Source organism: Streptomyces sp. SYSU D01066-1, assembly GCF_054956795.1.
The window spans coordinates 14,756-31,428 of record NZ_JBUDHV010000036.1 but is presented as its reverse complement, the minus strand read 5'-3'; the positions used below and the strand labels follow the sequence as shown (position 1 = coordinate 31,428).

Sequence of the window (16,673 nt, the reverse complement as noted above, 5' to 3'; positions counted from 1 at the left end):
CCGCCGATCCAAATTGGTCACCAATTTACCAGTGTGGCGACCGTCATAGATTTCCGAACGGCCCAACTCTTGACAAACCTCACCCATCCAGCCGATGAACCGGCTGGTCAGTGCGGGTGCGGGCCCATCTGGTTGACTGGTGACCGTGACCAGTCAGCCTGATCAGCAGTCTCCGGATGCCGCTCCCGACCTGGCGCGGCTGCTGCGCCCCGTGGTGCGCGAGTCCTCTGTCAGCGAGGTCGCCAAGCGGCTCCTCGACCACCTGTCGGCCGGACACATCAAGCCCGGTACCCGGCTGCCCGCCGAGCGGCAGCTGGCCGAGGCGCTCGGGGTCGCGCGCTCCAGCGTGCGCGGGGCGCTGTCCGCGCTGGACGTCCTCGGCATCATCGAGATCCGGCCCGGTTCCGGCTCGTACGTGCGCGAGGGCACCTCCGAGTTCCTGCCCCGGGCGATCAACTGGGGGCTGATGCTGGGCCAGCGGCGCACCCAGGACCTGGTCGAGGTGCGCACCTACATGGAGGGGGTCTCCGCCCGGCTGGCCGCCGAGCGGGCCACCGACGAGGACATCGCCCTGCTGGAGGAGCACCTCGGGCACATGCGGGCGGCGGGCGGCGACGTCACGGCGTTCATCGACGCGGACATCGCCTTCCACCTGGAATGCGCCCGCATCGCCCGCAACAGCGTCCTCAGCGACATCCTGCACAGCATCCGGGCCCTGCTCCAGGTCTGGATGGAGCGGGTCAGCGACATCGAGGGCACGGTCAGCGGCACGCTGTGCGAACACGACGCGGTGCTGGAGGCGATCCGGGCCCGCGACCCGGAGGCCGCCGACCGGGCCATGGCCGAGCACATGCGCATGGCCAGCGCCCGGCTGCGCGCCTCGGTCGACGGCGAGGGCTGAGTCTGCCCCTCCCGTTTCCGGGCAGGCGCACCCCACAGGGTCCCGGCATGCTGGGTGCCGGGAGGACCGGTACGGCGGAAGGCGGGCACGGTGGACTGGCGCGAGTTCGGGGAGCGGATGGCGCTGCTGGCACGGGACCTGCTGGCGCAGGAGTCGGTGGACGGCACCCTGGAACGGATCACCCACGCCGCCACCGAACTGGTCGAGGGCTGCGACGCCGCCGGCATCCTCGTCGTGCAGGGGGGCCGGGTGCGGTCGGTCGCGCCCACCGACCAGGTGGTCGTCGACAGCGACCGGCTCCAGGAGCGTCTCGTGGAGGGGCCCTGCTTCGACATGGCCCGCTCGGCCGCCGACGAGCGGGGCTTTCGGATCACCGACTTCAACGACGAGCCGGTGCGCTGGCCGACCTATGTCCGCGCCGCTCGTGAGCTGGGCCTGGGCAGCATGATGGGCATCCTGCTGTACACCGACGACGAGGACCTGGGGGCGCTGGACTTCTACTCCCGCCGGCCCGGCACCTTCACCGAGGCCAGCGAGACGGCGGGCTGGCTGCTGGCCTCGCACGCGGCGGTGGCCTTCGCCAGCGCCCGCAGTCACGACCAGATGCGGCAGGCGATCGACACCCGGCACGCCATCGGCGAGGCGATGGGCATCCTGATGGTCAGTCACCGGCTCACCGAGGAGCAGGCGTTCGGTGTGCTGCGCCGCTACTCCCAGGACCACAACGTGAAGCTGCGGGACGTCGCCCGGCGCGTGTGCGAGCTGGGCCGTCTGGACTGAGACCGGCCCCGAAACGCCCCCGGGCCGGCGGGTTCCCTACGCGGACGCCTCCCCCGTCGTCGGCCGCGCGCCGCGACCGCGCACCGCGACCGCGCCGCGGCCGGTCGCCCCGGGGTCCGCTCCGGGCCGCCCCGCCGGCACGGCTCCCGCACCGGCGGGGCGGCCCGGGCAGCCGTGCCGGGTGCGCGCCGGCCGACCGGCGCCGGCGCGCACGCCCGGCCGGCACGCTGTCCGTGCGGGACACCGCACAGGGGCGGGGACGCACCGGCGCACCCGCGTGACGCGCGGGGCGCCCGGCGCCGGGCTAGGTTTGTGCAATCGGCCCAGCCCGGACGGCCGCGCCCACGAGCCGTCCCGAGGACCGCCTGGAGGAGCGCCTTTCCGTGAACCGGTTCCTGAGCCCTTTCCACTCCCTGTGGGACAGGCTGGCCGCCACCGCCCTCCTCCGGCGGGCCCGCGATCTGGAGCTGATGCACCGGGCCATGGGTTTCGCCACGATCGCGCTGGTCACCCTGGCTCCGCTGCTGATCGTGGTGGCCGCCGCCGATCCGCTGGGACGCGGCGGGTTCGCGGCGTGGCTGGCCGACGGCATGGGGCTGTCGGGGCGGTCGGCACGGGTGCTGACCGAGATCGTCAGTCCGCCGCGCGAGATCGTCGGCACCACCAGCGTCTGGGGCGGCCTGCTGCTCGCGGTGTTCGGGGTGTCCTTCGCGGCGAGCGTGCAGAACGGCTACGAACGGATCTGGGGCCTGCCGTCCGGTCCCTGGCACCGGGTCTGGCGCCAGCTGGCGTGGGTGGCGATGCTGACCGTGTACCTCTACCAGGAGGTGCAGACCCGGACCGGGCTGCACGGCACCGCGCGGATCATGCTGTCCACGGTGACGGGCACGCTGTTCTTCTGGTGGGGCCAGCACTTCCTGCTGGGCAGTTCGGTCCGCTGGCGGGACCTGCTCCCGGGGGCGCTCGCCACGATGGTGGGGCTGATCGGCCTGCGGGGCTTCTCCTATCTGGTCTTCACCCCGCTCATCCTGGACAACGCGATCAGCTACGGCACGGTCGGCACCGTGCTCGTGGTGGAGTCCTGGCTCATCGGGGTGGGGTTCGTGGTCTTCGGCGGCGCGCTCTTCGGCCGCTGGTTCCACGAGCACCACTGGCTGCCGCGCCGCGCGGGCAGTGCCACCGACGGCGAGTAGCGCGAGGGGGAGGGCGCCGGCTCGCGCCCTCAGGAGCGCCGCCGCACCCCGCCCGCCACCGCCGCCACGGCCAGGCCCGCGCCGGCCGCGAGGGCGCCCCGGTGGCGGGAGAGCCACAGCTGGAGGCTGCGGGAGCGGGCCTCGTCGTCGAAGGCGCCGTGCGCGCCGAAGTCGGTGCCCGCGCCGTCGTCCGGGGGGTCGAACAGGTTGACCGGGCGGCGGGCCGGGTCGACCGGTTCGCCGGTCTGCTGGGCGTCGTAGCCGGTGCGGGCCAGACAGCGGTCGAGGAGCGCCGGGGCGATCCGCTGCCCGATCAGGGTGGCGACGGTGGAGCCGCCGATCCAGTGCTCCCGGCGCCCGGGGCGGTCCACGGCGTGCAGGACGCCTTCGGCGGCCACCTCGGGCTGGTACACCGGGGCGACCGGGCGGGGGTGCCGGGGCAGCCTGGTCAGGACCCAGCTGAACTGGGGGGTGTTCAGGCCGGGCAGCTGGACCGTGGTCACCCGCACCCCGCTGCGGTCGTGCAGCAGCTCGCACCGCAGGGAGTCGGTGAACCCCTGGATGGCGTGCTTGGCCCCGCAGTACACCGACTGCAGGGGCACGCTGCGCTGCGTCAGCGCCGAGCCGACCTGCACGATCGTGCCCCGGTCGCGGGGCCGCATCCGGCGCAGGGCGGCCTGGGTGCCGTACACGAAGCCGAAGTACGTCACCTCGGTGGCCCGTTTCAGCTCCTCGGGCCGTACCTCCTCGGCGGGCGCGAACACGGTGGTGAAGGCGGCGTTCACCCACACGTCGACCGGTCCCAGCTCGTCCTCGACCCGGCCGGCCGCGGCGTCCACGGCCGCCGCGTCGGCGACGTCCACGACGAGCGGCAGTGCCCGGCCGCCCGCCGCCCTGACCTCCTCTGCCGCCCGCTCCAGGCCGTCGCGGCCGCGGGCCAGCAGGGCGACGGAGGCACCGCGTGCCCCGAAGGCCCGGGCCGTTGCCCGGCCGACCCCCGCGCTGGCCCCGGTCACGACGACCACGGGGGCGGCGCGGCGGGCCGTTCGGCCGGCGGTGTGGGGCATGGGAACCTCCCGGTCACGGGCGGAAGACGGCGAGTGCACGGGTTGCCGTGACCGGTCGCCCGTAAACCGGGTGTTCAGCGGCCCGGCGGCGGTGCCGTGCTGGCCCGTTCCACCAGCCGGGTCGGCACCAGGGTCGTGCCCCGCTCCGGGGCGCCCTCGCGCATCTGGCGCAGCGCCGCCTCGACGCACAGCCGGCCCACCTCGGCGAAGTCCTGGTGCACGGTGGTCAGCGGCGGCAGGAAGGCACCGGCCTCGGGGATGTCGTCGAAGCCGATGACGCTCACGTCCTCGGGCACCCGCCGCCCGCTCTCGTGCAGGGCGCGCAGCAGGCCCAGTGCCATCTGGTCGTTGGCGACGAAGACGGCGGTGCACTCCTCGTCCGCCGCCAGCTCCAGTCCCGCCCGGTATCCGGACTGGGCCGACCAGTCGCCGCGCACCAGGGGCGGCGGGGTGCGGCCCGCCCCGGTGAGGGTCGCGCGCCAGGCGTCGGCGCGGCGCTGGGCGGCGTAGGAGTCCTCGGGGCCGGCCAGGTGCCACACCGTCTCGTGGCCGAGGCCGAGCAGGTGCCGTACGGCGGCGCGGGTGCCGCCGGCCTGGTCGGTGTCGACGACCGTGTAGTGGTCGCCCGCGTCGGAGTCCACGACGACCACCTGCACCTGCGGAGGCAGGGTGACGGTGGCCGCGTCCAGCAGGTGCACCTCCATGATGACGATCACCGCGTCGACGGCGAGTTCCTCGAGCCGGGAGAAGGCTCCGCGCACCTCGTCCTGGGTGGGCACGGCGACCGGCAGCAGGGTCACCGCGTACCCCTCGTGCGCGGCGGACTGGGCGATGGCCTCCAGGGTGCGCACGTTGCCGGTGGTGGACAGTGTGAAGGTGATCACTCCGATGGTGCGGAACTCACCGCTCTTCAGCGCCCTGGCCGCGCTGTTGGGCCGGTAGCCCAGCTCCTTCATGGCCGCCCGCACCGCCTGCCGGGTCTCCTCGGTCACCCCCGCGTACCCGTTGGAGACCCGGGAGACGGTCTGCGAGGAAACCCCCGCCAGCCTGGCCACATCCGCCATGGAGGCGTTCTGCGCCCGGCCGCCGCGCCTGCGCCGGGGCGCCGCTTCGGGTGTTTTGGCGATTCCCGCCGGTGCGGGCGTGCTCGCCGTGGCCCGCTCAGCCGTGTCCACTCGCCGTCCGCCGCCTTTCCTTGTTCGTGCGAGGCTCCAACCGGCCTTTGCCTCAAGGACACTTGACCGTCTTGACCGGAGCACGGTAGACATGCCGCCTACCGGATGTTCACGTAAACCTAACAACCCCAGCCCGTCTCCGCGCTGTCGATGTTTACGTAAACATCGCGAGTTCAGCATATGAACCCCAGCAAGGAACGAGATGACGACGCTGCACCCCCCAGCGGCCTCCGGACCGCGTCCCGCACCGCCCGAGGCGCGCCGGGACCGCCGGTCCTGGACGGGCTGGGGCTTCCTCGGCCCGTTCGTGGCCGTGTTCGCCCTGGTCTTCCTCGCGCCGATCGCGTATTCGGTCTATCTGAGCCTGTTCCGCGAGCAGTTGATCGGCGGCACCACCTTCGTCGGCCTGGACAACTACCAGCAGGCCCTGGACGACGACCGGTTCTGGTCCGCCCTCGGCCGGGTCACTCTCTTCCTGTGCGTGCAGGTGCCGATCATGCTGTGCCTCGCGCTGCTGGTGGCCCTGGCCCTGGACAGCGGACGCCTCTACGGCCGGGACTTCTTCCGCATCTCGATCTTCCTGCCGTACGCCGTGCCGGCCGTGGTCGCCACCCTGATGTGGTCGTTCATGTACGGCACCCGCTACGGCCTGGTCGGTGACATCAACGACGCGCTCGGTGTCTCGCTGCCCGACCCGCTCTCGGCCGACCTGATGCTGGCCTCCATCGGCAACATCGTCACCTGGGAGTTCATCGGCTACAACATGCTGATCTTCTACTCGGCGCTGCGGGTGATCCCCGACTCGCTGTACGAGGCGGCGCAGATCGACGGCGCGGGGCAGTTCCGGGTCATCACCGCCATCAAGCTCCCGGCGATCCGCGGCGCCCTGGTGATCGCGACGATCTTCTCCATCATCGGCAGCTTCCAGCTGTTCAACGAGCCGAGCATCATGCGACCGCTGGCACGGAACGCCATCACCACCGACTACACGCCGAACTTCTACACGTACTCGCTGTCCTTCAACGGACAGCAGCAGAACTACTCCGCGGCGGTCGCCATCATCATGGGGCTGATCACCATGGTCATCGCCTACGCCGTCCAGCTGCGCAGCACGCGCAAGGGAGTGTGAACAGCGATGACCAGTCCTGTCACCACCACGGGCCGCCACCACGCGCCCTCCCCCGGCCGTTCGCACGCCGCGCCGCCGCGGCTGCGCTCCCACCGCCGCCGGCCGTCGGCCGGCAAGCCGCAGCGCAGTGTCCTGCTGACCGTCCTCACCGGCGCGGTGCTGCTCTACAGCCTGGTACCGCTGGTCTGGCTGTTCATCAGCGCCACCAAGACCCAGGAGGGGCTGGGCAGTTCGTTCGGCCTGTGGTTCGACGGCGACTTCGCCCTGTGGGACAACATCACCGACACGTTCACCTACGACGACGGTGTGTTCACCCGCTGGCTGCTCAACACCCTGATGTACGTCGTCCTGGGCGCGGGCGGCGCCACCTTCCTCGCCGTGCTCGGCGGCTACGCGCTCGCCAAGTTCCAATTCCCGGGCAAGAAGGCCGTGTTCGCCGTCGTCATCGGCGCGGTGGCGGTGCCGACCACGGCCCTGGCGGTGCCCACCTTCCTGCTGTTCAGCAAGATGGGTCTGACCGACACCCCCTGGGCGGTCATCATCCCGTCACTTATTTCGCCGTTCGGTCTGTACCTGATGTGGGTGTTCGCCACCGATGCCATACCGACCGAACTGATGGAAGCCGCCCGTATCGACGGTGCGAGCGAGGCTCGAACCTTCTTCCGGGTTGCACTGCCGCTGCTGGCTCCCGGTATTGTGACGGTCCTGCTGTTCACCATGGTCGCGACATGGAACAACTACTTCCTGCCGCTGATCATGATCAAGGATCCGGACTGGTACCCCCTGACCCTGGGACTGAACGCCTGGAACGCTCAAGCCCAAACGGCCGGCGGCGAAGTGGTGTTCAACCTGGTCATCACCGGTTCCCTGATCACCATCGTGCCCCTGGTCGCCGCGTTCCTGCTGCTCCAGAGGTACTGGCAGTCCGGGCTGTCCGCCGGGAGTGTCAAGGAGTGACGGCAGTTCCCCCCAGCACGACCTCCCCCCACGCATGTTCCTCGTTCTGCACACCCCCGACAGGGCCGGCCCCGGCCACAAGGAAGTGGAAGCTCGACCATGCACAAGCACTCGCGCCGCCTGCTGCGCAGTATCGGACTCGTCTGCGCCCTCGCGCTGGGAGCCACCGCCTGCGGTGACTCCGACGGAGAATCGAGCGGGAAGTCCGTCTCCGAGTCCGACATCAAGGCGGCTCTGGAGAAGGGCGGCGAGATCACCGTATGGGCATGGGAGCCCACGCTGAAGAAGGTCGCCGCCGACTTCGAGAAGGCGCACCCGAAGGTCAAGGTCAACCTGGTCAACGCCGGTACCAACGCCGACCAGTACACCGCCCTGTCGAACGCCATATCGGCGAAGAAGGGCGTCCCGGACGTCGCGCAGATCGAGTACTACGCCATCGGCCAGTACGCGCTGTCCAAGGGGCTGACCGACCTCAGCGAGTTCGGCGCGGGCAAGCTCGCGGCGCACTACTCCCCCGGTCCGTGGTCCGCCGTCCAGTCGGGCACCGACGGGGTGTACGCGCTGCCGATGGACTCCGGTCCGATGGCGCTGTTCTACAACAAGAAGGTCTTCGACAAGTACGGCATCGAGGTGCCCGCCACCTGGGACGAGTACGTCGCGGCCGCCAAGAAGCTGCACCAGGCCGACCCCGAGGTGTACATCACCGCCGACGCCGGTGACGCGGGCACCACCACCAGCCTGCTGTGGCAGGCCGGTTCGCGTCCGTACTCGGTGGCCAACGGCACCAACGTGAAGATCGACTTCTCCGACCAGGGCGCCACCACCTACAGCGACACCTGGCAGAAGCTCCTCGACGACGACCTGGTCGCCCCCATCGCCGCCTGGAGCGACGACTGGTTCAAGGGCCTGGCCGACGGCACCATCGCCACCCTGGCCACCGGTGCCTGGATGCCCGCCAACCTGGAGTCGGGCGCCGAGGCCGCCTCCGGTGACTGGCGGGTCGCCCCGCTGCCGCAGTGGAAGGAGGGCGGCCAGTCGAGCGCGGAGAACGGCGGCAGCTCGCTGGCCCTGCCGGAGCTCGGCAAGAACGAGGAACTGGCCTACGCGTTCGTCGAGTACGCCAACTCCGGCAAGGGCGTACAGACCCGGCTCGCCGAGGGCGCCTTCCCGGCGACCACCGAGGACCTGCAGTCCTCGTCGTTCCAGGAGACCAAGTTCGACTACTTCGGCGGCCAGCAGGCCAACAAGATCTTCGCCGAGTCGGCGGCCAACGTCGCGGACGACTGGTCGTACCTGCCCTTCCAGGTGTACGCGAACTCGATCTTCAACGACACCGTGGGCAAGGCCTACGTCTCCGACACCAAGCTGAGCGACGCCTTGAAGTCCTGGCAGGACGCCTCGGTGAAGTACGGCAAGGAGCAGGGCTTCACCGTCGAGTGACCCAGCGGTGGCTCGACCCCCGGGGCGGCGCGGCGAGTCCGCGCCGCCCCTTGGCACATCTGCACTTCTGGAAGGACCGCCATGATCTCCACTCTCCTGTCGCGCCCCGGCGGCCCGGACGACGGCGACCGGATGCCCCGTCTCCTCTTCGGTGCCGACTACAACCCCGAGCAGTGGCCCCGCGAGGTGTGGGACGAGGACGTCCGGCTGATGCGCGAGGCCGGCGTCAACGTCGTCTCCGTGGGGATCTTCTCCTGGGCCCGGCTGCAACCCGGCCCGGACCAGTGGGACTTCGGCTGGCTCGACGAGGTCATGGACCTGCTGCACGCGAACGGCGTCGGTGCCGACCTGGCCACCGCCACCGCCTCCCCGCCGCCGTGGCTGACCACCGCCCACCCGGAGATCCTGCCGGTCACCGACCGGGGCGAGACGGTGTGGCCCGGGGCCCGGCAGCACTGGCGGCCCACCTCACCGGTGTTCCGCGAGCACGCGCTGCGCCTGGTGCGCGCGATGGCGACGCGTTACGCCGCCCACCCGGCGCTGGTCGCCTGGCACGTCTCCAACGAGCTGGGCTGCCACAACGTGTACGACTACTCCGACGACGCGGCCCGTGCCTTCCGCACCTGGCTGCGCGCCCGGTACGCCTCGCTCGACGCCCTCAACCACGCCTGGGGCACGGCCTTCTGGTCCCAGCACTACACCGACTGGGACCAGATCCTGCCGCCCCGGCTGGCCGGTTCCCACCCCAACCCGACGCAGCAGCTGGACTTCAAGCGGTTCTCGTCCGACGCGCTCAAGGACCACCTGCGGGCCGAGCGCGACATCCTGCGGGAGATCACCCCGGACACCCCGGTCACCACCAACTTCATGGTGATGGGCGGCACCAAGGGCATGAACTACGCCGACTGGGCGCCGGAGACCGACTTCGTCTCCAACGACCACTACGTGCGCCCCGGCCCCCAGGACCGCGACGAACTGTCCTTCTCCGCCAACCTCACCAGCGGCATCGCCGGCGGGCGGCCGTGGTTCCTGATGGAGCACTCCACCAGCGCCGTGAACTGGCAGCCGGTGAACGTGGCCAAGCGGCCCGGCGAGCTGGCCCGGGACGCGCTGCTGCACGTGGCGCACGGCGCCGACGCGGTCTGCTACTTCCAGTGGCGGCAGTCGGCGGCGGGCGCCGAGAAGTACCACTCGGCGATGGTCCCGCACGCCGGCGCCGACAGTGACCTGTTCCGCGCGGTGGTGTCCCTGGGGCAGACCCTCAAGGCCCTCGCGCCGGTCGCCGGCAGCGAGCGGGAGGCGGCCGAGGTCGCCATCCTCTTCGACTGGGAGTCGTGGTGGGCCAGCGAGCAGGACTCGCACCCCACCTCGCTGCTCGACTACCGCCAGGAGGCCCTGGACTGGTACTCGGCGCTGCTGGCCCTCGGCGTCCGCGCCGACCTGGTCACCACCCGTGCCGACCTGAGCCGCCACAAGGTGCTGATCGCGCCGGTGCTGCACCTGGTCCCCGCCGGTCTGACCAAGGAGCTGACCCGGTACGCCGAGCGGGGCGGACACCTGGTCACCACGTACTTCTCCGGTGTCGTGGACGAGAACGACCACGTCTGGCTGGGCGGCTACCCCGGCGCCCTGCGCGAGCTGCTCGGCATCCGCGTCGAGGAGTTCGGGCCGCTGCTCGACGGCGACACGGTGGAGCTCGACGACGCGATGACGGACGGTGCGGCGACGGACGGCGCGGCGACGGGCGGTGTGACGACGGGCGGTCTGTGGACCGACCGGATCACCGTCACCGCCGAGGAGACCGAGGTGCTCGTCCGCTACCGCACCGGTGACCACGCCGGACGCCCGGCCGTGACCCGGCGGCCGGCCGGCGACGGTTCGGCCGCCTACGTCTCCACCCGGCTCGGCGTCGCGGGGCTCACCGCGCTGCTGCCCCGGCTGCTGGAGGCGGCCGGGGTGGCGAGCGACCTCCCCGCCGCACTGCGCGGGCGCGTCGAGGCGACCGTGCGGCGCGGCCCGGACGCCCGGTTCCTGTTCCTGGTCAACCGCACCGACGACACGGTGCCGGTGCCACAGCTGCCCGGCGAGGTCCTGACCGGCGCCACCGGCGCCGGCGGCACCCTCGTCCTCGGCCCCCGCGAGGTCGCCGTACTGCGGCAGCCCGACGCCTGACCACACCCGCCGTCCGCGCGCTCCCCGCGGGGCGCGCGGACCGCGCCGACCCGGGAGGACCCGTGACACCCGGCCCGCGCGAACAGGACGTACGCCGGCGCACGGCCGCCCGGCAGCTGTGCTGCGACGGCGTACCGGGCCTGACGCAGGAGCGGCTGCGTGGCAAGGAGCCGGCCGGCGCCTACAACCGGACCGCTCCCCGCGACGAGGCGGGCCGTACGGCGCTCCTGACGGAGCTGTTCGGCGCGCTCGGCACGGGGGGTGTGGATCGAGCCGCCGCCGCACGTGGCCTACGGACGCGACGTCCGCCTGGGCGACGGCGTGTACGCCAACTCCGGCCTCACACTGGTCGACGACGTCGAGGTGCTCGTCGGCGACCGGGTGATGTCCGCCCCGCACGTCACCGCGCCCACCACCGGTCACCCGGTCCACCCGGAGCCGCGCCGGGACGGCGCCCGGTTCTCGGCACCGGTGCGCGTCGAGGACGACGTGTGGATCGGCACGGGGCGCTGATCATGCCGGGCATCACCGTCGGCCGGGGGTCGGTGGTCGGCGCGGGCAGCGTGGCGACCGCGCGCCTACCGCCCATGACGGTGGTCGCCGGCACCCCGGCGCGGGTCCTGCGCGAGATCACCGGCGCGGACCGGGAGCGGACGTACCGCCCGCCGCGCACCTTGCCGCCGGGTTGACCCGTGCGCGCCCAACTCCCCTTTCCCGGCAGTAGGATGATCACCGGAGTGCGGTCCCGACGCACCCCGGACGACGGACGACGCACCCCGGACGACGGAGCCTGCGATGACGACGGACAGTTCCCGGCCCCTGGAGATCGACACCAGCAAGGCCCACCCCGCGCGCGTCTACGACTGGCTGCTGGGCGGCAAGGACAACTACCCCGTCGACGAGGCGGTCGGCCGGACCCTGCCGACGGAGGCGCGCGACGCGGCCCGGCAGAACCGGGCGTTCATGAACCGCGCCGTCGCCCACCTCGCCGCCCGGGGCGTCGACCAGTTCCTCGACATCGGCACGGGCATCCCCACCGAGCCCAACCTGCACCAGATCGTCCAGCGCACGGTGCCGACGGCCCGGGTGGTCTACGCCGACAACGACCCGATCGTGCTGCGGCACGCCGAGGCGCTGCTGGTGAGCCGTCCCGAGGGCGTCACGGACTACATCCAGGCCGATGTCCGCGACCCGGACGAGATCGTGCGGCACGCCCGGTCCGTCCTCGACTTCGACCGGCCCATCGCGCTGTCCCTGATCGCCCTGATGCACTTCGTCCCCGACGACCAGGACGCCCACGGCATCGTCGGGCGGCTGGTCGACACCCTGCCCTCCGGCAGCCACCTGGTGCTCTCGCACGCCGCGATCGATCTCTTCCCGGAGCTGGCGGAGCAGGTCATCGCGCAGTACGCGAGGGGCGGCATCCGCCTGGGCTTTCGCACCCGGGCGCAGGTCGCCCGGTTCTTCGACGGGCTGGAGCTGATCGAGCCGGGGCTGGTCACCGCGCCCGAGTGGTACGGCCCGGAGCAGGAGCGCCCCGAGCCGGAGGACAGCGGCATCTACGCGGCGGTCGCGCGCGTTCCCTGACCGTCAGCGCCGGCGGGTCCGCGCCGCCCAGCCGCTGCCGATGCCCGCGACGTGCAGCGCCAGCAGGGCGAGCCCGACGAGCATGAAGTTGACCGACGTGAAGACGTCATTGGTCGAGATGTCCGCCGCGTTGATCAGAAAGGCGATGAAGAACAGAACCGCTGCGACGATGGCGAGCACGGGGGCCTCCTCGGATCGGACGGCGCCGCTCGGCGCCGTGCCACCCGTATGCCCCCGTCCGGGCCCGGAACACGGTGGCCGACGGCTTCCTCGGTGATGCCCGTACAGTGGAACAACGGTCCTTCACGGACATACCTCACAGCGCGGAGCACCGATGCACCCCCCGCCCCCCGTCCCGGACGACGAGCCCGGCACGCTGTTCGGGCTCGACGCCCTGGCGGACACGGCCCGGACGGGTCCGTCCTTCCGCGACTCGGCCACGGCCCGCCGGCTGCTGCCTGTCCGGGAGATCCACGCCGAGCCCGCGGCGGCCGCCTCACCGCGGGGCCGGCAGATCCTCGCCCGGTTCCCCGGCGCCCGGCTGACCGAGGTCGCCTCGCACTGGGGCGTCCCCGGACTGCACGGCAACGAGGGGAACGTCGAGCGCTGGGTCCGGGTCAAGGGCGAGACCCTGGTGCTCGGCGAGCGCAAGACGCTCACCACCCGCCCCAACGGGCGGTCCGCCGACTGGATCGCCCCCGGCGCCTCCAACGGCTGCGCCATGTCCTGCGCCTACTGCTACGTGCCCCGGCGCAAGGGCTACGCCAATCCGATCACGGTCTTCACCAACATCGACCGGATCATCGGCCACATCGGCCGGCACGTGGCCCGGCAGGGCCCGAAGCCGGAGCCGAACCAGTGCGACGCGCAGGCGTGGGTGTACGACATCGGTGAGAACGGTGACTGCTCGGTGGACGCGCTGATCAGCGACAACACCGCGGACCTGGTCCGCGCCTTCAGCCGGTGGCCGACCGCGAAGGCGTCGTTCGCGACCAAGTTCGTCAACCCCGACCTGCTCGCCCTCGACCCGCGCGGCCGGACCCGGATCCGGTTCTCGGTGATGCCCCCGCAGGACGCCCGGCTGCTGGACCTGCGCACCTCACCGGTGGCCGAGCGGATCGCCGCCGCGGCCGACTTCCTCGACGCCGGGTACGAGGTGCACTTCAACCTCTCCCCCGTGGTGCTCCGGCCCGGCTGGCAGGACGCCTGGGCCCAGGTGCTGGACCACCTCGACGACGTCCTGCCGGAGCGGGTCAAGCGGCAGGCCGCCGCCGAGGTGATCATGCTGACGCACAACCGGGAACTGCACGAGGTCAACCTCGGCTGGCACCCCCGGGCCGAGGAGGTGCTGTGGCGGCCGGAGCTGCAACAGGCCAAGCGCTCCGAGAACGGGGCGCTCAACGTCCGCTACCGCAACGCGGTCAAGGCGGAGGCGGTGGAGACCCTGCTCGGCCTGGTCACCGCCCACGCGCCCTGGCTGCGCACGCGCTACGCGTTCTGAGGCCCCGCTCCAGCGCGTCGGCGAAGACCGGGACGGCCCCGCCCGGGGTGTGACCGCCGGTGCGGAGCGCGGCAGCGGCGAGGGGGTGAGCGGCCCGGGGGTGACGGCCGCGGCGAGGGCGCGCTCGACGGGGTCCGGCCGGAGGGAAGGGGCCGGACACGGGGGAAGTCCCCGGAGGCGGGTGCGCGGCCCGGATCACCGGACGGACCCGCCCGGACGACCAGGTAAGGCGTACCTAACATCAGATATCGTTCGGTTCGCAACCACCCATGGCACCCGTACAGCTTGGAGCCGGCCTTGCCGCACATGATCGACACCGCCGGGAACCGGCCGGACACCGTCACCGGCGAGGGCTGGACCGAGCTCGGCTCCCGCGCCGAGCTGCGCGAGCTGCTGGGCGAGCCCTGGCCCCTGGTGATCGACAAGGTCCATGACCGGCTGACCGAGGAGGACCTGGAGATCCTGGCCCGCTCCTCCTTCTGCCTGCTGGGCACCGCCGACGCCGACGGCAACTGCGACGTCTCCCCGCGCGGCGACGCCCCGGGCTTCACCCTCGTCCTCGGTCCCGGCCAAATCGCCCTGCCGGACCGGCCGGGGAACCGGCGCGGGGACAGTTTCCACAACATCCTCGACAACCCGCACGCCGGTCTGCTGTACCTGGTCCCAGGCGGCAAGCAGGTGCTGCGGATCAACGGCCGGGCCCGCGTCCTCACCGACGCCCCGTTCTTCGAGGCGATGGCGGCGGCCGACGGCAAGCGCCCCGCGCTGGCACTCGTGCTGGACATCGACGAGATATACCTGCACTGCCCGGCGTCCCTGAACCGCTCGGGCCTGTGGCAGCCGGAATCCCGGCAGACGCGTTGAGCCGTGTCCGGCCGTCACCGCGACCCGGGACTACCAGCAATTATTAGGTTAGGCTAACCTTCACCTCGTGGAATCTGGTGAAGAAGCGGACCGCGCCGTGCGGTTGCGCGGCCATGAGCTGTCGGCCACGGACGTGACCGTGGCGTACGACGGCGTGGACGTCGTCCACGGTGCCGCGGTCGAGTTGCGGCCCGGCGAGGTGACCGTCCTGATCGGTCCGAACGGCAGCGGCAAGTCCACACTGCTGCGCACGATCGCCCGGTTGCAACGGCCCCGCAGCGCCACGGTCCGGATAGACGGCGACACCGACGCGTCGGCCCTGTCGTCCCGTGAGTTCTCGCGGCACGTGGCGCTGCTGACCCAGGGCCGCCCCACCCCCAGCGGGCTGACCGTGCGCGACGTGGTCGAGTTCGGCCGCTACCCCTACCGGGGCCGCTGGGGGCGGTCGGACCCGGACGGTCCGGCCGCGGTCGACCGGGCGCTCGCCCTGACCGGCGTGTCGGAGCTCGCCGGGCGCGGCGCGGACCACCTCTCCGGCGGGCAGTTGCAGCGGGTCTGGCTGGCGAGCTGTCTCGCCCAGGAGACCGGCGTCCTGCTCCTCGACGAACCGACCACCTACCTCGACCTGCGCTACCAGGTCGAACTCCTCGACCTCATCCGTGACCTGGCCGACGACCACGGCATCGCCGTCGGCGTCGTCCTGCACGACCTCGACCAGGCGGCGGCCGTGGCCGACCGCGTCACCCTGCTCGAAGCGGGCCGGATCGTCGCCGACGGTCCGCCCGAGGAGGTCCTGACGCCAAACCGGCTGACCGCCGTCTACGGCATCCGGATCGACGTCGACACCGACCCCCTCACCGGCCGGCTGCGCACCCGCCCGGTCGGCCGTCACCACACCCGACGTGAAAGGCTCGGCACCACCTCATGAGACGTACGTTCCTCACCGCGGCCGGCGTCACCGCCGCGGCACTCGCCCTGTCCTCCTGCGGCACCACCGAGCCGGCCGCGGACAGCTCCGCCAAGTCGTCCGAGGCCATCACCCTCACGGACGGCACCGGTGCGAAGGTCACGCTGGACGGGCCCGCCACCAAGGTCGTCGCCACCGAGTGGAACGTCGTCGAGAGCCTCGTCTCGCTCGGCGTGGACCCGGTGGGCGTCGCCGACCCCAAGGGCTACAACACCTGGGACAGCGCGGTGCCGCTGACCAACTCGCCCAAGGACATCGGCACCCGCGGCGAGCCCAGCACGGACACCGTGGCCTCGCTCGAGCCGGACCTCATCGTCGCCACCACCGACCTGCCGGCCTCCGCCGTCAAGCAGTTGAAGAAGGTCGCCCCGGTGCTGTCGGTGAAGTCCGCCGACGGCACCGGCCAGATCGACCGGATGCTCGGCAACGTCGACCTCATCGCCGAGGCCACCGGCACCACCGACAAGGCCGAGACGATCCGCGAGGACTTCGAGGCGAAGGTCGCCGAGGGCAAGAAGGCCATCGCCGACGCCGGTCTGGACGGCGCGGACTACGCCTTCGCCGACGGCTACGTCACCTCCAACCAGGTGACCATCCGCCCGTACACCGCCACCTCGCTCCTCGGTGAGGTCGCCGCGGAGATCGGGCTGAAGAACGCCTGGAAGGTCAAGGGCGACGAGGCGTACGGCCTCGGCTCCACCGACGTCGAGGGCCTGACCGACCTGCCGGACGACACGCGGTTCGCGTACATCGGCAACGACGCGGACGACAGCGCCACCCCTTTCACCGGCGCCCTCGCCAAGAACTCGGTGTGGAAGTCGCTGCCGTTCGTCAAGTCCGGTGACGTGCACCGGCTGGACGACGGCATCTGGATGTTCGGCGGCCCCGGGTCGATGTCGGCGTACGTCGACTCGCTCGTCGACGCGCTGACGAAGTAGCG

The 16,673-nt window shown here is 71.9% G+C and carries 17 protein-coding genes and 1 pseudogene; 15 read left to right on the top strand and 3 right to left on the bottom strand.

Annotation, left to right across the window (positions count from 1 at the left end):
• Positions 1-139: 139 nt before the first annotated feature.
• The 3 genes from ACY1JF_RS25810 (at position 140) to ACY1JF_RS25800 (ending at position 2,874) form a co-directional block, all read left to right on the top strand.
• Positions 140-901, top strand: a complete 762-nt coding sequence (locus tag ACY1JF_RS25810; protein WP_462707642.1) for a FadR/GntR family transcriptional regulator — start codon at positions 140-142, stop codon at positions 899-901.
• A gap of 90 nt (positions 902-991) precedes the next feature.
• Positions 992-1,681, top strand: coding sequence for a GAF and ANTAR domain-containing protein (locus tag ACY1JF_RS25805; RefSeq protein WP_462707641.1), 690 nt, complete (start codon positions 992-994; stop codon positions 1,679-1,681).
• A gap of 383 nt (positions 1,682-2,064) precedes the next feature.
• The gene (locus ACY1JF_RS25800; protein ID WP_462707640.1) at positions 2,065-2,874 is read left to right on the top strand and encodes a ribonuclease BN; all 810 of its coding nucleotides are present in this window, start codon (positions 2,065-2,067) and stop codon (positions 2,872-2,874) included.
• Between the two features lie 29 nt (positions 2,875-2,903).
• Here the strand turns inward: ACY1JF_RS25800 and ACY1JF_RS25795 are convergent, their stop codons facing one another.
• Both ACY1JF_RS25795 and ACY1JF_RS25790 read right to left on the bottom strand, forming a co-directional pair.
• The gene (locus tag ACY1JF_RS25795) at positions 2,904-3,941 is read right to left on the bottom strand and encodes an SDR family oxidoreductase (protein ID WP_462707639.1); all 1,038 of its coding nucleotides are present in this window, start codon (positions 3,939-3,941) and stop codon (positions 2,904-2,906) included.
• Positions 3,942-4,015: 74 nt separating this feature from the next.
• Positions 4,016-5,116 (bottom strand): LacI family DNA-binding transcriptional regulator, encoded by a 1,101-nt coding sequence (locus tag ACY1JF_RS25790; protein ID WP_462707638.1) that lies wholly within the window; start codon positions 5,114-5,116, stop codon positions 4,016-4,018.
• A gap of 202 nt (positions 5,117-5,318) precedes the next feature.
• Here ACY1JF_RS25790 and ACY1JF_RS25785 point away from each other — a divergent pair, with 202 nt between their 5' ends.
• The 8 genes and pseudogenes from ACY1JF_RS25785 (at position 5,319) to ACY1JF_RS25750 (ending at position 12,401) form a co-directional block, all read left to right on the top strand.
• Complete coding sequence (locus ACY1JF_RS25785) at positions 5,319-6,245, top strand: carbohydrate ABC transporter permease (RefSeq protein ID WP_462707637.1); 927 nt, start codon at positions 5,319-5,321, stop codon at positions 6,243-6,245.
• 6 nt (positions 6,246-6,251) lie between these two features.
• On the top strand, positions 6,252-7,202 hold the full coding sequence (locus ACY1JF_RS25780) for a carbohydrate ABC transporter permease (protein ID WP_462707636.1): 951 nt from the start codon (positions 6,252-6,254) through the stop codon (positions 7,200-7,202).
• 99 nt (positions 7,203-7,301) lie between these two features.
• Positions 7,302-8,642, top strand: coding sequence for an ABC transporter substrate-binding protein (locus tag ACY1JF_RS25775; RefSeq protein ID WP_462707635.1), 1,341 nt, complete (start codon positions 7,302-7,304; stop codon positions 8,640-8,642).
• 81 nt (positions 8,643-8,723) lie between these two features.
• Positions 8,724-10,814, top strand: a complete 2,091-nt coding sequence (locus tag ACY1JF_RS25770; RefSeq protein ID WP_462707634.1) for a beta-galactosidase — start codon at positions 8,724-8,726, stop codon at positions 10,812-10,814.
• A 62-nt stretch (positions 10,815-10,876) separates the two neighbouring features.
• Positions 10,877-11,056: pseudogene (locus ACY1JF_RS25765) on the top strand (maltose acetyltransferase domain-containing protein); the annotation flags it as partial.
• Positions 11,057-11,099: 43 nt separating this feature from the next.
• The gene (locus tag ACY1JF_RS25760) at positions 11,100-11,327 is read left to right on the top strand and encodes an LbetaH domain-containing protein (protein WP_462707688.1); all 228 of its coding nucleotides are present in this window, start codon (positions 11,100-11,102) and stop codon (positions 11,325-11,327) included.
• Positions 11,306-11,503: an acyltransferase gene (locus tag ACY1JF_RS25755; RefSeq protein ID WP_462707687.1), complete on the top strand. Its 198-nt coding sequence runs from the start codon at positions 11,306-11,308 to the stop codon at positions 11,501-11,503. Before ACY1JF_RS25760 ends, ACY1JF_RS25755 begins: the two co-directional genes overlap by 22 nt.
• Positions 11,504-11,609: 106 nt before the next feature.
• Complete coding sequence (locus ACY1JF_RS25750; protein ID WP_462707633.1) at positions 11,610-12,401, top strand: SAM-dependent methyltransferase; 792 nt, start codon at positions 11,610-11,612, stop codon at positions 12,399-12,401.
• Positions 12,402-12,404: 3 nt separating this feature from the next.
• Here ACY1JF_RS25750 and ACY1JF_RS25745 read toward each other — a convergent pair whose 3' ends face one another.
• Entirely contained in the window at positions 12,405-12,581 is a 177-nt protein-coding gene (locus ACY1JF_RS25745; RefSeq protein ID WP_462707632.1) for a hypothetical protein, read from the bottom strand.
• 154 nt (positions 12,582-12,735) lie between these two features.
• On the opposite strand from ACY1JF_RS25745, the gene ACY1JF_RS25740 reads away from it, so the two are divergent.
• The 4 genes from ACY1JF_RS25740 to ACY1JF_RS25725 all read left to right on the top strand — a co-directional run bounded on the left by ACY1JF_RS25740 (position 12,736) and on the right by ACY1JF_RS25725 (position 16,671).
• Entirely contained in the window at positions 12,736-13,902 is a 1,167-nt protein-coding gene (locus tag ACY1JF_RS25740; protein ID WP_462707631.1) for a spore photoproduct lyase family protein, read from the top strand.
• A gap of 297 nt (positions 13,903-14,199) precedes the next feature.
• Positions 14,200-14,766 carry an MSMEG_1061 family FMN-dependent PPOX-type flavoprotein gene (locus tag ACY1JF_RS25735; RefSeq protein ID WP_462707630.1) on the top strand — a complete coding sequence of 189 codons (567 nt, stop codon included), beginning with the start codon at positions 14,200-14,202 and terminating at the stop codon, positions 14,764-14,766.
• A gap of 67 nt (positions 14,767-14,833) precedes the next feature.
• Positions 14,834-15,694, top strand: a complete 861-nt coding sequence (locus ACY1JF_RS25730) for an ABC transporter ATP-binding protein (protein ID WP_462707629.1) — start codon at positions 14,834-14,836, stop codon at positions 15,692-15,694.
• Entirely contained in the window at positions 15,691-16,671 is a 981-nt protein-coding gene (locus tag ACY1JF_RS25725; RefSeq protein WP_462707628.1) for an ABC transporter substrate-binding protein, read from the top strand. The genes ACY1JF_RS25730 and ACY1JF_RS25725 overlap by 4 nt, the downstream gene beginning before the upstream one ends.
• Positions 16,672-16,673: the final 2 nt, after the last annotated feature.

What these genes read in the sequence shown, in the direction of transcription:
- ACY1JF_RS25750 (WP_462707633.1), top strand. Translation starts at nt 11,610, where the DNA reads ATGACGACGGACAGTTCCCGGCCCCTGGAGATCGACACCAGCAAGGCC.
- ACY1JF_RS25780 (WP_462707636.1), top strand. Translation starts at nt 6,252, where the DNA reads ATGACCAGTCCTGTCACCACCACGGGCCGCCACCACGCGCCCTCCCCC.
- ACY1JF_RS25740 (WP_462707631.1), top strand. Translation starts at nt 12,736, where the DNA reads ATGCACCCCCCGCCCCCCGTCCCGGACGACGAGCCCGGCACGCTGTTC.
- ACY1JF_RS25725 (WP_462707628.1), top strand. Translation starts at nt 15,691, where the DNA reads ATGAGACGTACGTTCCTCACCGCGGCCGGCGTCACCGCCGCGGCACTC.
- ACY1JF_RS25795 (WP_462707639.1), bottom strand. Translation starts at nt 3,941, where the DNA reads ATGCCCCACACCGCCGGCCGAACGGCCCGCCGCGCCGCCCCCGTGGTC.
- ACY1JF_RS25775 (WP_462707635.1), top strand. Translation starts at nt 7,302, where the DNA reads ATGCACAAGCACTCGCGCCGCCTGCTGCGCAGTATCGGACTCGTCTGC.
- ACY1JF_RS25785 (WP_462707637.1), top strand. Translation starts at nt 5,319, where the DNA reads ATGACGACGCTGCACCCCCCAGCGGCCTCCGGACCGCGTCCCGCACCG.
- ACY1JF_RS25770 (WP_462707634.1), top strand. Translation starts at nt 8,724, where the DNA reads ATGATCTCCACTCTCCTGTCGCGCCCCGGCGGCCCGGACGACGGCGAC.